18 protein-coding genes are annotated in these 18,709 nt (G+C 35.1%); 9 read left to right on the top strand and 9 right to left on the bottom strand.

Going from position 1 to position 18,709, the window contains the following annotated elements; all coding sequences use genetic code 11:
• Positions 1 to 109: 109 nt before the first annotated feature.
• Entirely contained in the window at positions 110 to 832 is a 723-nt protein-coding gene (locus C1T31_RS09240; protein WP_123912654.1) for a hypothetical protein, read from the bottom strand.
• Between the two features lie 426 nt (positions 833 to 1,258).
• On the opposite strand from C1T31_RS09240, the gene C1T31_RS09235 reads away from it, so the two are divergent.
• From C1T31_RS09235 to C1T31_RS09220, 4 genes are all read left to right on the top strand, one after another.
• Positions 1,259 to 1,933, top strand: coding sequence for a dioxygenase family protein (locus tag C1T31_RS09235; RefSeq protein ID WP_103052195.1), 675 nt, complete (start codon positions 1,259 to 1,261; stop codon positions 1,931 to 1,933).
• Between the two features lie 142 nt (positions 1,934 to 2,075).
• Positions 2,076 to 2,966 carry a YitT family protein gene (locus C1T31_RS09230; RefSeq protein ID WP_103052194.1) on the top strand — a complete coding sequence of 297 codons (891 nt, stop codon included), beginning with the start codon at positions 2,076 to 2,078 and terminating at the stop codon, positions 2,964 to 2,966.
• A 2-nt stretch (positions 2,967 to 2,968) separates the two neighbouring features.
• Positions 2,969 to 3,544, top strand: a complete 576-nt coding sequence (locus tag C1T31_RS09225; protein WP_103052193.1) for an HD domain-containing protein — start codon at positions 2,969 to 2,971, stop codon at positions 3,542 to 3,544.
• Positions 3,545 to 3,555: 11 nt separating this feature from the next.
• The gene (locus C1T31_RS09220) at positions 3,556 to 4,707 is read left to right on the top strand and encodes an adenylate/guanylate cyclase domain-containing protein (protein ID WP_103052192.1); all 1,152 of its coding nucleotides are present in this window, start codon (positions 3,556 to 3,558) and stop codon (positions 4,705 to 4,707) included.
• A 60-nt stretch (positions 4,708 to 4,767) separates the two neighbouring features.
• On the opposite strand, the gene C1T31_RS09215 is transcribed toward C1T31_RS09220, so the two are convergent.
• On the bottom strand, positions 4,768 to 5,466 hold the full coding sequence (locus C1T31_RS09215; RefSeq protein ID WP_123912653.1) for a hypothetical protein: 699 nt from the start codon (positions 5,464 to 5,466) through the stop codon (positions 4,768 to 4,770).
• 168 nt (positions 5,467 to 5,634) lie between these two features.
• Here C1T31_RS09215 and C1T31_RS09210 point away from each other — a divergent pair, with 168 nt between their 5' ends.
• The gene (locus C1T31_RS09210; RefSeq protein WP_103052190.1) at positions 5,635 to 6,699 is read left to right on the top strand and encodes a DUF3667 domain-containing protein; all 1,065 of its coding nucleotides are present in this window, start codon (positions 5,635 to 5,637) and stop codon (positions 6,697 to 6,699) included.
• Here the strand turns inward: C1T31_RS09210 and uvrA are convergent.
• Positions 6,696 to 9,482, bottom strand: coding sequence for an excinuclease ABC subunit UvrA (uvrA, locus tag C1T31_RS09205; protein WP_103052189.1), 2,787 nt, complete (start codon positions 9,480 to 9,482; stop codon positions 6,696 to 6,698). The genes C1T31_RS09210 and uvrA overlap by 4 nt on opposite strands.
• A 235-nt stretch (positions 9,483 to 9,717) precedes the next feature.
• On the opposite strand from uvrA, the gene C1T31_RS09200 reads away from it, so the two are divergent.
• Positions 9,718 to 10,302, top strand: coding sequence for an RNA polymerase sigma factor (locus C1T31_RS09200; RefSeq protein ID WP_103052218.1), 585 nt, complete (start codon positions 9,718 to 9,720; stop codon positions 10,300 to 10,302).
• A 243-nt stretch (positions 10,303 to 10,545) separates the two neighbouring features.
• Here C1T31_RS09200 and C1T31_RS09195 read toward each other — a convergent pair whose 3' ends face one another.
• Positions 10,546 to 11,202 carry an endonuclease III domain-containing protein gene (locus C1T31_RS09195; RefSeq protein WP_103052188.1) on the bottom strand — a complete coding sequence of 219 codons (657 nt, stop codon included), beginning with the start codon at positions 11,200 to 11,202 and terminating at the stop codon, positions 10,546 to 10,548.
• 35 nt (positions 11,203 to 11,237) lie between these two features.
• Between C1T31_RS09195 and bcp the strand changes: the two genes are divergently transcribed.
• Positions 11,238 to 11,690 carry a thioredoxin-dependent thiol peroxidase gene (bcp, locus tag C1T31_RS09190; RefSeq protein WP_103052187.1) on the top strand — a complete coding sequence of 151 codons (453 nt, stop codon included), beginning with the start codon at positions 11,238 to 11,240 and terminating at the stop codon, positions 11,688 to 11,690.
• Between the two features lie 51 nt (positions 11,691 to 11,741).
• Here bcp and C1T31_RS09185 read toward each other — a convergent pair whose 3' ends face one another.
• Positions 11,742 to 13,199: a nicotinate-nucleotide adenylyltransferase gene (locus tag C1T31_RS09185; RefSeq protein WP_103052186.1), complete on the bottom strand. Its 1,458-nt coding sequence runs from the start codon at positions 13,197 to 13,199 to the stop codon at positions 11,742 to 11,744.
• 91 nt (positions 13,200 to 13,290) lie between these two features.
• On the opposite strand from C1T31_RS09185, the gene C1T31_RS09180 reads away from it, so the two are divergent.
• Entirely contained in the window at positions 13,291 to 14,052 is a 762-nt protein-coding gene (locus tag C1T31_RS09180) for an MBL fold metallo-hydrolase (RefSeq protein ID WP_103052185.1), read from the top strand.
• Positions 14,052 to 14,555: a hydrolase gene (locus C1T31_RS09175; protein ID WP_243398919.1), complete on the top strand. Its 504-nt coding sequence runs from the start codon at positions 14,052 to 14,054 to the stop codon at positions 14,553 to 14,555. The genes C1T31_RS09180 and C1T31_RS09175 overlap by 1 nt, the downstream gene beginning before the upstream one ends.
• Here C1T31_RS09175 and C1T31_RS09170 read toward each other — a convergent pair.
• Genes C1T31_RS09170 through C1T31_RS09155 form a run of 4 tightly spaced genes read right to left on the bottom strand, consistent with a single transcriptional unit; the run spans position 14,552 to position 18,707 of the window.
• Positions 14,552 to 15,232: an alpha/beta hydrolase gene (locus tag C1T31_RS09170; RefSeq protein WP_262496213.1), complete on the bottom strand. Its 681-nt coding sequence runs from the start codon at positions 15,230 to 15,232 to the stop codon at positions 14,552 to 14,554. The two genes, C1T31_RS09175 and C1T31_RS09170, sit on opposite strands and share 4 nt — an antisense overlap.
• On the bottom strand, positions 15,211 to 15,537 hold the full coding sequence (locus C1T31_RS09165; protein ID WP_103052184.1) for a DUF4870 domain-containing protein: 327 nt from the start codon (positions 15,535 to 15,537) through the stop codon (positions 15,211 to 15,213). Before C1T31_RS09165 ends, C1T31_RS09170 begins: the two co-directional genes overlap by 22 nt.
• Positions 15,538 to 15,540: 3 nt before the next feature.
• Positions 15,541 to 16,794: a dihydroorotase gene (locus C1T31_RS09160; protein ID WP_103052183.1), complete on the bottom strand. Its 1,254-nt coding sequence runs from the start codon at positions 16,792 to 16,794 to the stop codon at positions 15,541 to 15,543.
• On the bottom strand, positions 16,791 to 18,707 hold the full coding sequence (locus C1T31_RS09155; protein WP_103052182.1) for a BatA domain-containing protein: 1,917 nt from the start codon (positions 18,705 to 18,707) through the stop codon (positions 16,791 to 16,793). The genes C1T31_RS09160 and C1T31_RS09155 overlap by 4 nt, the downstream gene beginning before the upstream one ends.
• Positions 18,708 to 18,709: the final 2 nt, after the last annotated feature.

Genomic DNA, 18,709 nt, shown 5'->3' with positions numbered 1-18,709 from the left:
CTAATTGCAGTAGCAAATAAGTTATTAAAACAGGCATTTGCTATCGCAAAAAGCGGATTGCCTTATAATGAAAACTTTGTTTCAAAATTAGCTTAAAATTGCTTGTTTTTTAACTCAGTTCTTTGTTATCTCTTGTTTTTTTATTTCGTTTTTTGCGTTCTCTTTTATATTTTCTTAATTCTCTCTTTGTCGGTGGTTTTGTGATTGCATAAGCAGTTCCGGAATATTTATAAGTTATAAATGGAATACGTTCAACAAAATCATTTCCATATTTCTCTAACTCTCCAATTTCGCTGATTTTTTTGTTAAAGTAAATTATGAATTCAGCTTCTTTAATTCCATTTTGGGATTTTGGTGTCCAGAAGTTTTTAAAAGAATATGTATTTTCCTCCTTGAGTTCATATATGTATGTTATTCCGTCAAAACCTTGTGTCCATTCCTCAATGTATTTGTCGCTTGGAATTTTTTGAATTCCACTATTAGATATGAATTCGTATATTTTTTTTGATTTGCTACTTGGCAAATTATATTCTTTGACAAATGTGTCGGCTTTGTAATTTTCTTCCCAAACCTCAAAAACGAAATAGATAATCCTTCCAGTTATGGTGTCGTTATTTTTTTTGATTTCCAAAAGACTTCCTGGATCCCAACTTCGAAACACAAATTCGGATTCAGAGTCTAATTTGGGAAGATTAAAATCCGCAATTTTTTCATTTTGAATTTTTTTCCAAAAAATAGTATCACTATCTGAAGTCAATTTCAATTCTGTTGTATTCTGTCCGAAGCAGAGTGAATTGATTGATATTAATAATATGAATAGTGTTTTTTTCAAAATAAGAGATAACGGTTGGATAAACACAATGGCGTTTATCCCCATTATGTTTATTTAAAAAAGGTGATCATATCCACCCACATTGGGCGGATAAAGTTACCTTTGGTTTTTTCAATTACCCAAATCTAATCATTTTAAAGTACTTTATGTATAGAACATCACTACCTATTTTTTAATACGGTTCACCTATAGAGGCGCTATATCGCTAAAGTATGGCTAGTGTATGAAAGCCATAGATTTTTCTTACAAAAATAGGAGCACACGGCTTTTTGGAGATAAGCCGTAGATAAGTCGTATATAAGCCCTATAAAAGCCGTGTAAAAGTCCTGTCAGCCTTATGAGTCTTAAAGGATGTTAATTAACAGTATTTTATCACAGTCCAATTAGGCTTATTTGTAACTTCCTAACAATCTAAACAACACGGCTATGGGTTCTAAAGCAATTAAATCAAGTATCCTACTTGGGTTTAGCCTCTTGGTATGCGCTTGCCAAGGTCAAACCAAACAGGTAACAACTACCACCCAATCAACAAATACAACAGGTGCCATAGTAGGTGGTCCTTTTGAAAATCGAGACTTTATGTTTATTGGTATGCCCCAAAACATCAAAGCAATAGATACCTGTCCAGCTTGGCAACAACAAGGGCAAAAGCTACTCGTTACCGGAACTATTTATAAACAGGATGGCAAAACACCGGCTCCCAATATCATTTTGTATTACTACCATACGGATATTTACGGCAAGTATCCCAATAGCCACAACTTGGATAGTCGGGTAGCACGCCATGGCTATATGCGTGGTTGGGTTAAGACGGACAACCAAGGCCATTACGCCATTTATACGGTCAGGCCTGCCAGCTATCCCAACACCCAGATTATGGCACACATTCATCCGGCCATTAAAGAACCGCAATTTGAGCATCCCTATTATATAGATGAATGGGTTTTTGATGATGATCCTTTTCTCACCGATGCCCAACGTCGTAATATGACCAATAGAGGAGGTAGTGGCATTTTGAAAACCACCCAAATGAATGGTATGCAGGTAGCCCAGCACGATATCATTCTGGGGTTGAACATTCCCAATTACCCCAATAAATAAGGTGTTGATGCATGCATGCTATAAATTGAAGCAACGAAAGTAACGAACCATCATTATTTTTTATATTTTAGTGAAGCTATAACTATAGTTTCCCAACTGTCTACTGTTTACTTCGCATGACTACTGTATTTTATAAGTATCTATGAGTTCACACAGTTCGGAATCCTTTAGCTTTAAATCCGTTTTTTCATTTAAGTCCCTTTTTTTAACCATCATTGGCGTAGTATGTGCTGTGGTGGCCATTAAGGGTTTTATGATTCCCAATCACTTTTTGGATGGTGGCCTCATGGGCATTTCCATCCTGATCCACGAGTTTTATCATATTGATGTCAGTATTCCATTGGTATTACTCAATATGCCCTTTGTGTACATTGGCTATAAAAAAATAGGCAAGAACTTTGCGGCTCACGCTTTTCTGGCGGTTATCCTTTTGGGTATTGTCATGAGTGTGTTACCCGTTCCTGAAATAACGAAAGACCATTTCCTAACGGCTGTTTTTGGTGGTGTATTTGTAGGCCTGGGTATTGGTTTTGTTATCCGTGGTGGTGGCGTTATTGATGGTCTGGAAGTTATAGCCGAATATTCCAATAAAAAATTCGGGCTATCAACGAACGAAATCATCATGGCCATCAATACAACCATATTCCTCATTATTGCCTTCTATCTGGGTTTAGAAAAGGCCATGTATTCTATTGTAACCTATTATACAGCCCTAAAAGTGTCTGACTATGTTGTTGATGGTTTCGAAAAATTGATCTCCCTTACTGTCATATCACCCAATGCAGATTTAATAAAGAGTCTCATTGTAAACGATTTCAATAAGGCCATTACGGTTTATAAAGGCGAGCGTGGTAATTTACCAGGTTCTTTTAATGTCAAGCATGATTGTGATATTATTGTGACCGTAGTATCCAGATTGGAAGTCCATAAAATAAAAAAGGCTATTTTGGAAGCAGATCCCGCTGCCTTTACCTATGTTCAGAATATTGGCGACATTAGTGGCGGAGTAGTTAGTAAACGCAAATCTCATTAAAGATGATCCAATCGCAATTTCAAGACCTATACAACGAAGCAGTGGATATGCTTTCGGAAAACCTACCGGAATATTTAACGTATCACTCTTTAGAACATACTTTATATGTTTTAGATCGTGCCATTTATATTGGCAAAAAGGAAGGCGTTTCAGAAAAAGAATTGCTTTTATTAAAAATAGCCGCGTTGTATCATGATATGGGTTTTATCAACTCGAATATTGAGCACGAGCAGGAGGGATGTGAAATAGCCAAAACCAAGTTGAAAAAGTATCAACTGTCAACCTCTGAATTAAATACTATTTGTGGTATGATTAGGGCAACCAAAATACCGCAGAATCCCCAAAATCATTTGGAATCCATTTTAGCCGATGCCGATTTGGAATATTTAGGAACCAAACATTTTCAAGAGGGTAGTGATAGGTTATTTAAAGAATTAAAACATTTTAATCCGTCTCTCACACCCAAGCAGTGGCATACCATTCAAAAAGAATTTTTAACCAACCATCAGTACCATACCGATTTTTGTAAGCGCTATAAAAAGCACCGAAAAATCAAGAATATGGAACAGCTGAATTAAACTTTAGAATCATGAAACAGCTCGAACAGGATATTCTAAAAACGTTCAAAACCTTTTGGGGAACTTGGGCCAAACGTGAATTTGGTAAAAAGACATTAGATAAAATACTACCCTTTTTGGATGAAAACATCAGCTCTTTTGGAACTGGCGAGCATGAATTTGGTAAAAGCTTTGACGAAGTCAAATATAACTTCGAATGCGATTTTTCTGAATTTAAAAACCCGCTTTCTATTGAGTATCGTTATGAACATGTCAGGTTATTATCTGATACGGTTGGGCAGGTAGAAGCCGAAGCCATGGTAGAGTTTTATGACGATAATAACAACCATTTCAAACTGTTTTTAAGGATTACCAATATATTGGTGTTCAAGGATCAAAAATGGTTAATCTCACATATTCATGTATCCATACCGTCTGAAGACCAAGGCGATGGTGAAGCCTTTCCACTGGATGCGCTTCAGGCACGAAATAATCGATTGACAGCTCTGGTTGAACAACGAACATTGGAGCTCAAGGAACAAACACAATTATTGGAAAAGGAGAAGGATAAAACCGAAAAGTTACTGTTTAACATTCTACCCAAAAAGATAGCTAGAGAACTCTTGGATAATGGTTATAGCGTTCCAGTACGTCATGAAAATGTGAGTGTGATTTTTACAGATTTTGTGGAGTTTACCAAAATAGCTTCTCAAATTTCACCAAAGGAATTGGTTGAAGAATTGAATGATATTTTCTTCTACTTTGATAACCTTATGAGAGAGCAAGAGCTAGAAAAAATAAAAACTATTGGTGATTCCTACATGGCTGTCTGTGGGCTACCCGAGCCTCACAATGAGCATGCCTTTCGCTGTATAGTGGTGGCCAGAAAAATGTTAAGCTTTATTGAAGAACGAAATAACCAGCGACCAATAAAATGGCAAATGCGTATTGGTATCCATTCAGGACCTGTGGTTGCAGGTATTGTGGGTAGTGATAAGTTTGCTTATGATTTGTGGGGTAGTACAGTTAATTTGGCCAGTAGGCTAGAAGGTTCTGGTTTGCAAGGAAAAATCAATATTTCAGAAGATACCTATCACTTAATTAAAGAAACCATTCCTTGTGAATATCGCGGCAAACAATTGGTGAAAGGCGATAAGGAAGTTGGTATGTATTTTGTATCCTAAAAAACCCGAACAGTCAATTAACCATTCGGGCTTTTAAATAATAACTAACTGTAGGTTAAATTATCTTTTCAATTGTAATTTATTGTCTTTTTTATCTTCTTTATAATAGTAAAAGTCTTCATCATCATTCCAGTCGCTGTCATGGTCAAACGTACTGTTTCCAAATGTATGTGCGGTAGTACAACCTGAAATCCCACAGATTCCGCAACTATTACTAAACGGACTGACTTGACCGTGTGAGTGCACTAACTCACCAAAAACATTATACCTAACATGTAGTCCACCAACTTGAATCAAGCGGTTATTACCTCGGTTGTATTGCATATAGATACTTCCAACACGTTTCACTTTCCCAAAACGGTCGTAATTAATGAATACATTGCCAATACGTCTCACTTTACCATCTCTATCATGTTGAATAATAACCCCACGATCTCTAGGAGTTGAAAAATGCACCCGATTGGTAACACCTGGAGCACCAAAGGTAATATTTATTGAACTGCGTCTTGTTGTGGTGGTTGCGCTTCTGTAGTAGTAATTATTACTGGTATGAAAATCGGTAACCACATTGGTGTTAAAATCGAAACTTCCATCAGGAAAGATCATAAATTCCACACCACGCTCCACAAACATTACCGGTTGTGCATAACGATAGCGCGTCATTAAATCTTCATCTTGAATGCCAGAACGAATCTCGGTTGCTGTTACAGTCGTTAATCCCATTAACAATACTGTAAATAAAAGTACTTGTTTTTTCATAATACTAGGATTTTAAAGATTTTGCCTACTCTTGAGCTTTTCGGCTTACGCTATTTGTTAAACTAGATTCAATTGTCGTGCCAAAAATGTAACGTATTGTCTATCATGTTATTAATGAATGTTTGATTGTTGAGATAATTTTATAATTTTATAGAAACTACATTAACCATGGCAACCGAGCAAACCACATGTAAGAACTGCGAACAAGAATTCGAGAAAGGCTTTGAATTTTGTCCGCATTGTGGTCAAAAAGCCAATGACGAATTAACCATTGGTGTCTTATTCTATAATACCATCAGTAATTATTTTTCATTTGACGCACGGTTTTTCAAAAGTTTTATTCCTTTAATGATTCGTCCAGGATATTTAGCCAAAAAATTCCTGGAAGGTAAGCGCTTATTGTATTTACATCCGGCTCAAATGTATTTATTCATTTCGGTTATCTTTTTCTTTTTGTTTTCGTTTGTTGCTCGCGAACAGGAAGAGAGTATTGACAGGGCTTTAAAACGTGATTATGAGAAAGCCAAAAAGGTCATCGATACCATTTCTGAAAAAGGATTAGATTCTGCTCAAGTGGCAAAATTGATGAAACCTTATGAAGCCAATAAAGATAAAATGGGTTTAAACGAAGTTGAACTCAAAGAATTGGATTCTTTAATAAAAACTGGAGGCAATACCAAGCCGAATATGAATTTTGGGTTTGATGAAAATAAAATAGATTCCTTAATTGATGTAGGCGCTGCCGATAAAGTTATTTACAAGGAAATGGGTATGGATGATGACGCAGGTTATTTTAAAAAACGGTTTTATGCGCAAATGCTCAAGTTTTATAAAACCAAAAGTGGCGGTTCGATACTCAAGGCGTTTTATGATACGATTCCCATTGCCATGTTTTTTCTATTGCCAATTTTTGCGTTCATCCTGAAACTGTTTTATTTCAGAAAAGGGGCTTATGCCTATCACTTGGTGTTTAGCTTTTACTTTTTTTCCTTTTTATTTACGGTTTTCAGTGTGTTGCTACTACTCAATTTTGCTTGGGCTGATTTCCCAGGGTGGATAACATTCTTGATAATGATTTCAACTTTCATCTATCTGTTTATAGCCTTGAAACGATTCTATGATCAAGGCTGGTTTTTAAGCTTTCTGAAAAGTAGTATGGTAACCTTTACGTTTTTCGTGTTTCTTTTTCCAGCCTCATTGGCCGTACTTTTTGTAGCGTTTTTATCGTATTAGAGTTTATCCTTGAGATAAATTCCTGTGATGGATTGTTTGTTGGCAACAATTTCTTCCGGAGTACCTTGTGCCACTAATTCACCACCATTTTTACCACCTTCGGGACCAAGATCCACAATGTAATCCGCACATTTTATGAGTTCCAGATTATGCTCAATAACGATAATGGAATGTCCTTGATTAATGAGTGCTTGAAACGACTTTAAAAGCTTTTTAATATCATGGAAATGTAAGCCCGTTGTAGGCTCATCGAAAATAAACAAGGTATTGGCACCTTTAGAACCTTTGCCTAAAAATGACGCTAGTTTAATACGTTGGGCTTCACCACCCGAAAGGGTAGAAGAGCTTTGACCTAATGTTACATAACCCAAACCAACATCTTGTAGTGGTTGTAGTTTGTTTTCTATTTTGGTTTGTTTATGCTTTTCAAAGAATGCTATGGCATCATCAATGGTCATGTTCAAAATGTCATCAATACTTTTATCTTCAAAAGTAACTTCCAACACTTCTTTCTTAAATCGCTTACCATTACAGGTTTCACAGGTCAAATGCACATCTGCCATAAATTGCATTTCAATGGTCACTTCCCCTTCGCCTTTACAAGTTTCGCAACGGCCGCCATCGACATTAAAACTAAAGTGTTTGGCTTGGTAATTTCGAATTTTACTCAACTTCTGATTGGCAAATAGTGCTCTGATATCATCATAGGCTTTGATATACGTTACAGGATTGGAGCGCGAGGAACGACCAATAGGGTTTTGGTCCACAAATTCGATTTGACTCACATTGCTGAAATTTCCTTTCAAATCTGAGAATTGCCCAGGTTTATCACCAAAATCAGTTAATTTTTTCTGCAGCGCAGGATATACTATTTTCTTGATTAAGGTACTTTTACCACTACCGGAAACACCTGTGACTACAGTTAACATACCCAAAGGCAAAGTCACATCAATATTCTTAAGGTTGTTTTCTTTGGCTCCAATAATTTCAAGGGCATATTTTGATGATCGCCTTGTTTTAGGAACTTCAATTTCAATACGTCCATTAAGATATTGGGCAGTTAGTGATTCTGAACTTAAAACATTTTGATACGTTCCAGCGGCAACCACTTGACCTCCAAAGGTTCCCGCTTCGGGACCAATATCGATAATTTCGTCAGCAGCTTGCATAATATCTTCATCATGCTCAACGACAATGACCGTATTGCCTAAATCTCGTAAAGATTTCAGCACACCAATTAAACGTTCAGTATCCTTTGGATGCAAGCCAATACTCGGCTCATCCAAAATATACATAGATCCAACCAAACTACTGCCCAATGATGTGGCCAGATTAATGCGCTGACTTTCTCCTCCTGATAACGTATTGGATTTTCTGTTAAGTGTCAGGTAATTTAATCCCACATTAGTTAAGTAGCTCAATCGGTTTTCAATTTCTTTTAATAGTCGCTGTGCCACACCCATTTCATAATCAGAAAGTTCTAATTGCTTGAAGAATAACGTTAACTCATCAATAGGCATATCTACCAAATCAGTAATGGTAGCACCGCCAATTTTTACGTAATTGGCTTCGGGCCTTAAGCGCTTTCCACCACAAACTTTACATTTTGTTTTACCGCGATAACGGGATAACATCACACGGTTTTGAATTTTATAGGCTTTGGATTCCAATTCTGCAAAAAAATCATTCAACCCTTCAAAATAGTCGTTACCATTCCAAATGAGTTGCTTGTGTGCTTCACTTAATTCAAAGTAAGGTTTATGTATTGGGAAATCGAATTTGTGTGAATTGTTGACCAATTGATCCCGATACCAGCTCATACTGTCACCGCGCCAAGGGAAAATAGCATTTTCATAAACTGATAACCCAGTATTTGGAATGACCAAATCTTCGTCAATGCCAATGACATCTCCATATCCTTCACATTTTGGGCAGGCGCCATAAGGATTATTGAAACTAAATAAATGGATATTAGGTTCCAAGAAATCCATACCATCCAATGAAAAGTTATTACTGAATGGGTGTAATGTATTATTGGACAATGTTTCTATAAAGCAAGACCCCTTGCCTTCAAAAAAGGCTATTTGCACCGCATCAGCCAATCGATTGTAAAAATCGTCCTCATCTTTTTTAATAATTCTATCGATAACTAAATAGATATCATCCGTAATATCTTTTTTAACATCTATCTCATCTATCCGAAATACAGTATCCTTAACTTTAATTCTGGCATATCCTTGTTGGTTTAGCACCTTTAACTTATCCTCTAATTTTCGTCCATTTTCGAGATGTATAGGAGCCAGCAACAATAATTTTTCACCCTCGGGGAAGTCTTTGATGTAATTTAAAACATCTCTCACGGTATGTTTTTTGACTTCATTACCAGATTTCGGCGAATAGGTTCTGCCAATTCTTGCAAACAGCAACTTTAAATAATCATAAATCTCCGTTGTTGTACCTACGGTAGAACGCGGATTGGTAGAATTGACCTTTTGCTCAATGGCAATAGCAGGAGCAATGCCCTTTATGTAATCAACCTTTGGTTTATTCAAACGTCCTAAAAATTGTCTGGCATAACTTGAAAGACTCTCTACGTAACGTCTCTGGCCTTCTGCATAAAGGGTATCAAATGCTAAACTAGACTTCCCAGAACCAGATAAACCTGTAATAACCACTAATTTATTTCGAGGGATTACAACATCAATATTCTTTAAATTGTGCAGTTTGGCACCTTTAATAATGATATTTTCTTTAGGGTTTACGTCTGAAATATTAGGAATCATAGGGTATATTAGAGCAATAATTCTGCAAAGATACTATAAGTTATTCATCCTATAAAAAGGATTTTAGGGCGATATTTAACAATAAAATTGTGATTTTTTTTGTTTTTTAGAAAATATTGTTGTTATATTTGAAACGTATAATACTAAAAATCACGATAGTAGCCTATAAGCAAAACATTACTTTTTAAAATTTTTAACCCCAACCCAGAAAGTTTTCTGGTAAAAAGTAATGATTATGCAACACGAACTTATCACAGATGCTACTTTAGTTTCAAATTACATTAGAGGAGATGAACGCGCCATTGAACTATTAATCAATAGGCATAAACAACGTGTTTACAGTTTCATTTATTCAAAAGTATTTGACCGTGATGTGGCAGAAGACATTTTTCAAGATACTTTTATTAAAGTAATCAGAACCCTCAAACTTGGTAAATATAATGAGGAAGGCAAATTTCTGCCTTGGGTCATGCGTATTTCTCATAATTTGGTTATTGATCACTTTCGAAAAAATAATCGGATGCCTAAATTTAGTAATACTGGAGATTTCAATATTTTCTCTGTTTTGAGCGATTCATCTTTAGATGCTGAAAAAAGTATTATTAAGGATCAGGTGGAACATGATGTTCGTCGTGTTATTGAAGAATTACCAGATGACCAAAAAGAAGTATTGATTATGCGTATGTACAACGATATGAGCTTTAAGGAAATATCTGAAAAAACAGGCGTTAGCATCAACACAGCATTAGGTAGAATGCGTTATGCGCTCATCAATATGCGAAAGATAATTGATAAACATAATATAGTTTTAACAAATTAATACAATAAATAAAAAATAAGAACGTTAGGTAAAGTATAAGAACCAAAAAAATGACTTAAATGGCGAAACTTTACTCTAAAAAAAATCCTCAAAAGCAACTTAATCTGAACCCAAAAGAAGAAACCGTAAATTTTCTTCTTAATTATTCGAAGGCTTTAAGTGTTATAAATTGTAATAAGATGAAGTTTGAAGCACTTCTCAACTAAACTTTGAAAAAGTCCTGATTAGTCTCAGGACTTTTTTTTATCTCTTTTTTGAATAATAATCTTTCAAGACTGATTTTCTTCCAATTGTTTTTGTTATGACATCTTTTTCCAAATCCCAGCCTCTGGCTGGTGAATACTCACGACCATACCATATAATCTGTAAATGAAGGTCATTCCATAAATCTTTTGGAAACAGTCGTTTGGCATCCTTTTCTGTTTGTACAACATTTTTGCCATTACTCAAACCCCAACGATACATCAGACGATGTATATGCGTATCTACTGGAAAAGCCGGAATACCAAATGCTTGTGAAAGCACAACAGCTGCCGTTTTATGTCCAACTGCTGGTAAAGCCTCTAATGCTTCATAGGTTTGTGGGACCTCACCCTGATATTTTTCGATAAGTATTTCAGAGAGTCCATGAATACCTTTACTTTTCATTGGAGATAGGCCAACAGGTTTTATAATATCTCTAATTTCATCAACCGTCAATTTAACCATATCGTAAGGGTTGTCTGCTTTTTGAAATAATAAAGGGGTAATTTGGTTTACACGAACATCTGTGCTTTGTGCTGACATTAGTACAGCTATCAGCAAGGTGTAAGGGTCTTTATGTTCTAGTGGAATAGGAATATTGGGATAGAGGTGGTTTAACGTTTTTATAACGAAATCTACCTTTTCTGTCTTGGTCATAAATTGTATTTTTGATAAAAACAAAGTTACACATTATGACACAATTGAAACCAGGTGACAAAGCACCAGATTTTAAAGCAAATGACGAACAAGGGAACACCATTTCATTATCCGATTACAAAGGCAAGAAACTGGTGTTGTTTTTTTATCCAAAAGCCAACACGCCAGGCTGTACCGCTGAAGCCTGTAACTTAAGTGATAATTATGAGCAGTTTAAGTCTAAAGGTTATGATATTTTAGGTGTGAGTGCCGATAGCCAAAAAAAGCAGTCCAATTTTAAAAATAAATTTAACTTTCCATATTCTCTTTTAGCTGATGAAGATAAAGCAGTCATTGAAGCTTATGGAGTTTGGGGACCTAAAAAATTTATGGGTAGAGAGTTTGATGGAATTCATAGAACAACTTTTGTAATCAACGAAAAAGGAATTATTGAGGATGTTATAACCAAGGTTAAGACTAAAGACCACACCAATCAGATATTAGGTTAAAATAAAAAAGCGACCTATTTAGGTCGCTTTTTTGATATTAGTAATTCTTATTTATAAATCGTCAGGGTGCATAATTTCCTCGGTTTCAAAACCAAAAAGACTTTTCTCTTTGATAAGATTGGCTACACCTTCTGGTAACATAGCTTCCCAGCCATCTTTTCCATCATTTATCATTTTCAATACTTTTCTAGAGAAAACAGTTAGGTTAGAAGCATCATAGTCGGTAATATCAACCACTTTTCCGTTATATTTAAAGAATTTGTATAGTTCTTTCATTCTTGGATGCACTTTTAAGTTCTCACTCGTCGTTAAAGATCCATCATCATTTTTCATTGGATATAAGTAGACTCTTAAATCTTTAAAGAATAATTTTCCAAATGCTTCTAGAATACCACCACTTAAGTGTCTATAATATTTTTCATCAAAAATATCGACTAAATTATTAACACCCATGGCAAGTCCCATACGACTTTTGGTATATTGAGAAAAATATTCAACTAATTTATAATACTCTTGAAAATTAGAAATCAATACCGTTTGACCTAATGAGCATAACAATCGGGCACGATCCATAAAATCTTGTTCATCAATTTCACCCTCCGCTCTAAGGTTAGAAAGTGTAATTTCAAAAACCACCTGTGTTTTATCAGCTTCAACTTTATTCTCTTTGATAAACATTTCATAAGACTTATGAAACATATCCATATTCACTTTGGTAACAGGTCTAAAACTACCACGAAGTGCCAATATATTTTTCTTATATAATACTCTGGCTGGCAAGACATTATTACCATCTGGCGAGAACATAACAGCGTCTGTCATGCCATTCTTTACCAACTGTAAGCTCATTAATCTATTATCAACAGATTCAAAAGCAGGTCCTGAAAAGTTGATAGTATCTATTTCCAATTGATCTTTGTCTAAATGGTCATAAAGATAACGTAACAGCTTCTTGGGTTCATTATATTTATAGAAAGCGCCATAAATCAGATTGGTTCCAAGAATACCCAAAGTTTCTTGTTGCAAGCGCGCATCATTTTCCTTGAAACGTAAGTGCAAAATAATCTCATTGTAATCCTGATCGGCTTCAATTTGATAGCGAATTCCTACCCAACCATGACCTTTATATTTTTTAGCAAAATCAATGGTGGCAACGGTGTTGGCATAGGAAAAGAATAACTTATGAGGGTGTTTTTCACGAATTAAACGTTGTTCAATAAGATGAATTTCATGATCTAACATTTTACGCAATCGGGCTTCTGTGACATAACGACCGTCATCTTCAATACCATAGATGGCATCACTGAAGTCTTTATCATAGGCAGACATGGCTTTGGCTATTGTTCCAGACGCACCACCTGCTCTAAAAAATTGTCTAACTGTTTCTTGACCTGCACCAATTTCAGCAAACGTACCATAGATGTTTTCGTTTAGATTGATGCGAAGAGCTTTGGTTTTTAATGAAGGAATTTCATCAAACTCTTTATCACCCTTTAAGCTAATTTCCATTGTAAATTGGGATTTATTCTTAATTACAAAGGTATTAAATTACCATGTCAAACAAAAAAATAACCCTATTTTTGTTTTTAAACTTTAAGCATTGAAAGTAACATTTTTAGGCACTGGCACTTCTCAAGGTATTCCTGTGATAGGGAGTTCTCATCCTGTTTGCTTGAGCACCAATCCAAAAGATAAACGCTTACGGGTTTCGGTTATGATTGAATGGAAAAGCTACACTTTTGTGATAGACTGTGGACCTGATTTTAGGCAACAAATGCTACGAGCCAATTGTACAAAAATAGATGGCATTATTTTTACGCATGAGCATGCAGACCATACAGCAGGATTGGATGATATTAGACCATTTGTCCATAGGCAAGGGGATATACCCATTTATGCACATGAACGGGTGATTGGCGAATTGGAAAAGCGTTTTGATTATATATTTGAAACCGAAAACAGATATCCAGGAGCGCCAAGTGTAATAAAAAACCGCATTACCAATAATCCCTTCGAAATAGGAGAGATGTTGGTTCAACCAGTAAATGGAATACATTATAATCTTCAGGTTTTTGGATACAGATTTCAAGATTTTGCCTATTTAACGGACATGAATTCTATAGCTGATGAAGAAATGTCCAAATTGCAAAATCTGGATGTTTTGGTGATAAATGCGTTACGAGTAACATCACATCCATCGCATTTTAATCTTGATGAAGCCTTGGATATTATTGATGAATTGAAACCAAAACGCGCTTACTTAACACACATTAGTCATCATTTGGGCTTTCATGATGAAGTTCAACAAAATTTACCCAAAAACGTTTATTTAGCCTACGATAACTTACAAATCACTATATAATGAAGAATCGAATTTTTATGTACTTGTTCATTTTTGCACTACTTCTGGTAGTGTTTCAATATGTTAACTCTAAAAATATACTGGAAGATTATAAAATGAAGCTTGATAAAAAAGAAGCTAAATTCGAAAAATATGCGGATACTATTAACAATCTTCGAGATCGTGTGCTTGCACTATCGGAATTCTCCATAGAAGAAAGTGAACCAGCATTGTCTTATTTTGAGGCATTAGGTTATCGTGTTGACGATTTAATTCCAATGATAAAGGAAGAGCTTTATGAATTGAATTCCGTTAAGGCTGACGAGCATCCTTTAATACCCTATCCGTCATTAAGCGGAGGAAAAATGCTCATTGATTCTATCAGAATTTTAAATCATAAATGGGTTATAACCAATTTTTCTGATGGGAAATATTGGGGTGAGTTATTTTTGAAGTACGAAATAGGCGATGATAAAAAAGTGACATTTACTCGTGTCGAATCCTTTATTTATCCGGTTTACTAATTGGTCAAATGGTTGATTAACCATGTTTTGAATTCATAGAAGTTTTGAGGCGCAACACCATGTCCCACAGGAAATTCCGAATAAGTGTAATCAATACTTAAAGCTTCCAAGAATTGTGGTGCTTTTCGAGCCCATTCAACAGGTATTACTTGATCTGCACTTCCATGTGAACAATAAAAATGCAGATTTGTATAATTTTTGGTCGCTACGTCATCTGGGATAATGTTTGGATTTATATAACCACTCAATGCGATAATGTTATTCACTTTTTCTGGAAAGGTAAGTGCTACAGCATAACTTAAAATAGTACCTTGACTGAATCCTAATAAAGTTACATTATTACTATTTACAGGATATTTACTACATGCATAATCAATAAACTCGGCAATTTTATCGCGTGATTCTTTAGCTTGCTCATCGTCACTCCATTTACCTTGATCTGCATCAAAGTTTATGGCATACCAAGCATTTCCAAACGGCTGTAATCTATGGGGAGCCCTCAAGGAAATAATAAATAATTCATCAGGTAATTCTGAAGCAAATGAAAACAAATCATTTTCATCACTGCCATAGCCATGACACATAATGAGTAATGGAGCGTTTTCAGATAATGAAGACGGTTTTGTAATATAGTGTAAGTCCAATTCTATTGAAATTAATTGATGTTTTGAAACCACTCTTGAAACTTTTCGCCTAGAACAGGAATTGGCTTGGCTTCAAGTTTTACTGCATGATATAAGCCGAATAACCATGAAACAAATGTTATGGTCCAGAATATGGTACCAAGCCATGAATTCACATAAGCTTCCACAAGATTTGAAAAAATGAGCATTATGATCAATCCCAACATTTGTCTAATGTGAAAGGTGGTAAACGGATTTTTTTTCTCCAAATTCATGATGATTGAAATTATTAACCCAATAAAGGTTAAATAAGCTACAATAGCCATGGTTTTACCTTCTTGTTTGACGTGTTCTTCCATAAATTAGTTTAAAACAATTTTATTGTTTGCAATGGCACCACATACCTTACCCTTAAGTATGGCTTTCATAAAAATAGCATTTTTGGAAGTAGATTTGATGTTGTTTAAACCAAATTCATAGGTACTATCAGGAGTAAATAGACTTAAATCAGCTTTATGACCAATGGCAACTGGTTTGGAATCTAAGCCGAACCGATCACGTCCTTTGGTTAATAAATCAATCGTCTTTTTAGTTGAGAATAACGTGTTTAATGCGCCAAAAGCTGACTCCAATCCAATAGTTCCGTATGCCGCATAGTCAAATTCCACTTTCTTATGTTCAATATCTATAGGGTTATGATCAGAAGTCACCATATCTATGGTACCGTCTTTAAGCCCAGAAATTAAAGCATCAATATCTTCTCGTGTCCTCAAAGGTGGATTCACTTTAAATCGCGTATCAAAAGATTCAAGTACTTCATCAGTGAAGAATAGATTGTGAATGGCCACACTACAGCTTACATCCAATTTTTTATTTTTGGCCTGTCTAATCAGTTCAACCGATTTAGCTGTTGATATCGTTGGAATATGTAGTTTTCCTTCAGTATATTCTAATAAGAATAAGTCTCTGGAAATCTGTAATTCTTCAGAAAGATTTGGATTTCCTTTTAATCCTAATAAAGTACTTGTGTGATTTTCATTCATCACACCGGAACCTGAAATTTTTGGTTCTTGAGGGAAAGAGAAAACCAAACCATTAAAGTTACTGGCATATTGCAACGCAATCTTCATAAGGTTGGGATCTTCAATAGGTCTTTGGTAATCATAAAATCCTAAAGCGCCTGCATTTTTCATATCGAACAGTTCGGCTAATTGTTCACCTTTAGCTCCTTGGGTTAATGACCCTAATGGAACTAAAGTGGTTACTTGATTTTGTCCTTTGGACAACACTAATGAAATATCGGCAAAACTATCAATTATTGGATTGCTATTGGCATTAAGTGCTACAGCTGTAAATCCGGATGAAGCAGCTGTTTTTAAACCATTCAGAATGGTTTCGCGTTCTTCAAAACCAGGTTCCCCAAAACTAACACTACTGTCAAACCAACCTTGAGAAACATGTAGATTTTCAATGCGGACCTCTTTATAATCATTAGGATTGGTAATGCGCTTTGAGATGTTGGAAATAATGCCCTTTTCAATTAAAATATCTACTGTTTGATTATGAAAATCGCTTTTGGAATCAATTATGGTGACAGATTTCAGAAGTACATTCATTTAAAATATTTTAAGATGAGCATTTCAATAAGCAAGAAAGCCAGTGCAAAAATAATAAACCATTTCCATAGCTCATTAACTTTTGAGTTACTTTTTAGCGTTTTTATCATATCGGCAGCTGAATTGCTGATGGTTATATTTTGTAGATTGGAAAGATCTTGGTAGGCCATACTGCTTTCATCTCTATTATAGTTAAAGCTTACTTTCGATATGGATTCCGATTTTTTTAGAATATCAAAATTACCAGCCATATCAGGCGATTCATCAGTTGTTACTGTTACTTTGTTGTTAAAATATTGTTGTTTGGGAATAATGCTGGCTTGGTTATTTTGAATGCTCAAAATATCATCCTGTTGCATATTCACAGTAATGTCAAAGGTGTTTTCTCTCCCAATAGTATAGTATAATTCAGGTGTTTTTAAACTTTGTCTAGCTATATTATAAAATGTGGGTACAATTAATGGTGAGTTGGAAAAACTCGAATTATTGGTGTTAAGCGGTGCTGTAAACACAAATAATTGTTTGTTCTGGATTAGAAAGGGTTTAGAATCCTCAAACTGTAAGGGTTTAGAATTACCAATAGAAGCTATAGGGTAGTATGCAGATACCTTTGGATATTGAAAATTGGAAACCTGTCTATCAAAAACATTTAGATAGATTGGATGAGCATACTGAATTTGAGTTACTCGTTTTTCCGAGTCTATTTTAGGGTTAAAAGTCAAGGAATAGCTTGTTAAAAAATCGTTGTAAGTGCTCAAATCTGAATTTTCAGAAGGTATGACGATCACATAGCCACCATTTGAAATAAAGTTATTGAGAGAATTAACCAAAGAACTGGGAAAACGTTCGATTTCATTCAATATGATAACATTTTGATTATCAATAATACTGTAATTGAGTTGCGAGAGTGTTGAACTGACATAATTAAATTCATTTGATGCATACAAGCGGTTCAGATAATTATCATTTTCTCCAACAGTTAATACATTTGTTTTTGGAGGCTTATTTAGATTGAAATATAAGATGTTATCAAATTGCAGACTGGTATCATCAATAATAATTTTGCCATTAGATATTTCTTGGTCAGACAAACTGAATTCGGTTATGGCTTCACCACTGATTGCTGTCGCTGTTTTTGCCAATAATTTTTCACCATCATAAAGTGACACAGAAATATTATCAATAGGGTTTCCACTATTTGATAAACGAACTTTTAACAGGGTCGTGCTGGCCGTAGGCTTTTCAATATAGGCACTATCAATACTAATGTTGGTGAGGCTGACAGGCTTTAATGCTACCAAATTAAATTGATAGCTAGAATCTGCTTCCAAAGTAAACGGTTCCTCTTTTTGCTGGAAATCAGAAATAAAAACCACATTTTTAAGATTGGAATCTTTTTGAAACAAGTTTTTGCTTTTTAAGATAGCTGCATCGTAAGGCAATTGATTGGCAGAATAATCCAGTTGCAATAAATCGTTCTGTATAGTTTTTATGGTCGTATTTTTAAAAACAGCATCATTGGTTAAAATCGATAATTTCTCGTCAGGATTAACTTCATCTATGATCTCCTGAATAGCTCGTTTTAATAACTCGCCCTGTTCGCCTTTGGCTTGTAAACTAAAGGAATTATCCAGATAAATAACCGTTTCTGGTTTGGTGTTAAAGGTTGTGTTGTTGGAGGTGAATGGTTGAGCGAATGCGATAATGATGCAGGCTAACAACAGCATTCTTGTAATAAGTGTCAGCCATTTTTTTAATTGCGAGCTTTTTCGAGTTTGAATGATTACTTGTTTCAAAAATGCCACATTCGTGAATGCCTCTTTTTGGAAACGACGCAACTGGAATAAATGAACAATAATAGGAATGATAAGCAGAAATAAGGCGTAAAGAATTTCGGGATGTTTAAACTGCATTC

It is taken from the genome of Hanstruepera neustonica (assembly GCF_002895005.1).
Taxonomy (GTDB): Bacteria; Bacteroidota; Bacteroidia; order Flavobacteriales; family Flavobacteriaceae; genus Hanstruepera; species Hanstruepera neustonica.
This window is presented reverse-complemented; position numbering and strand designations above follow the sequence as displayed.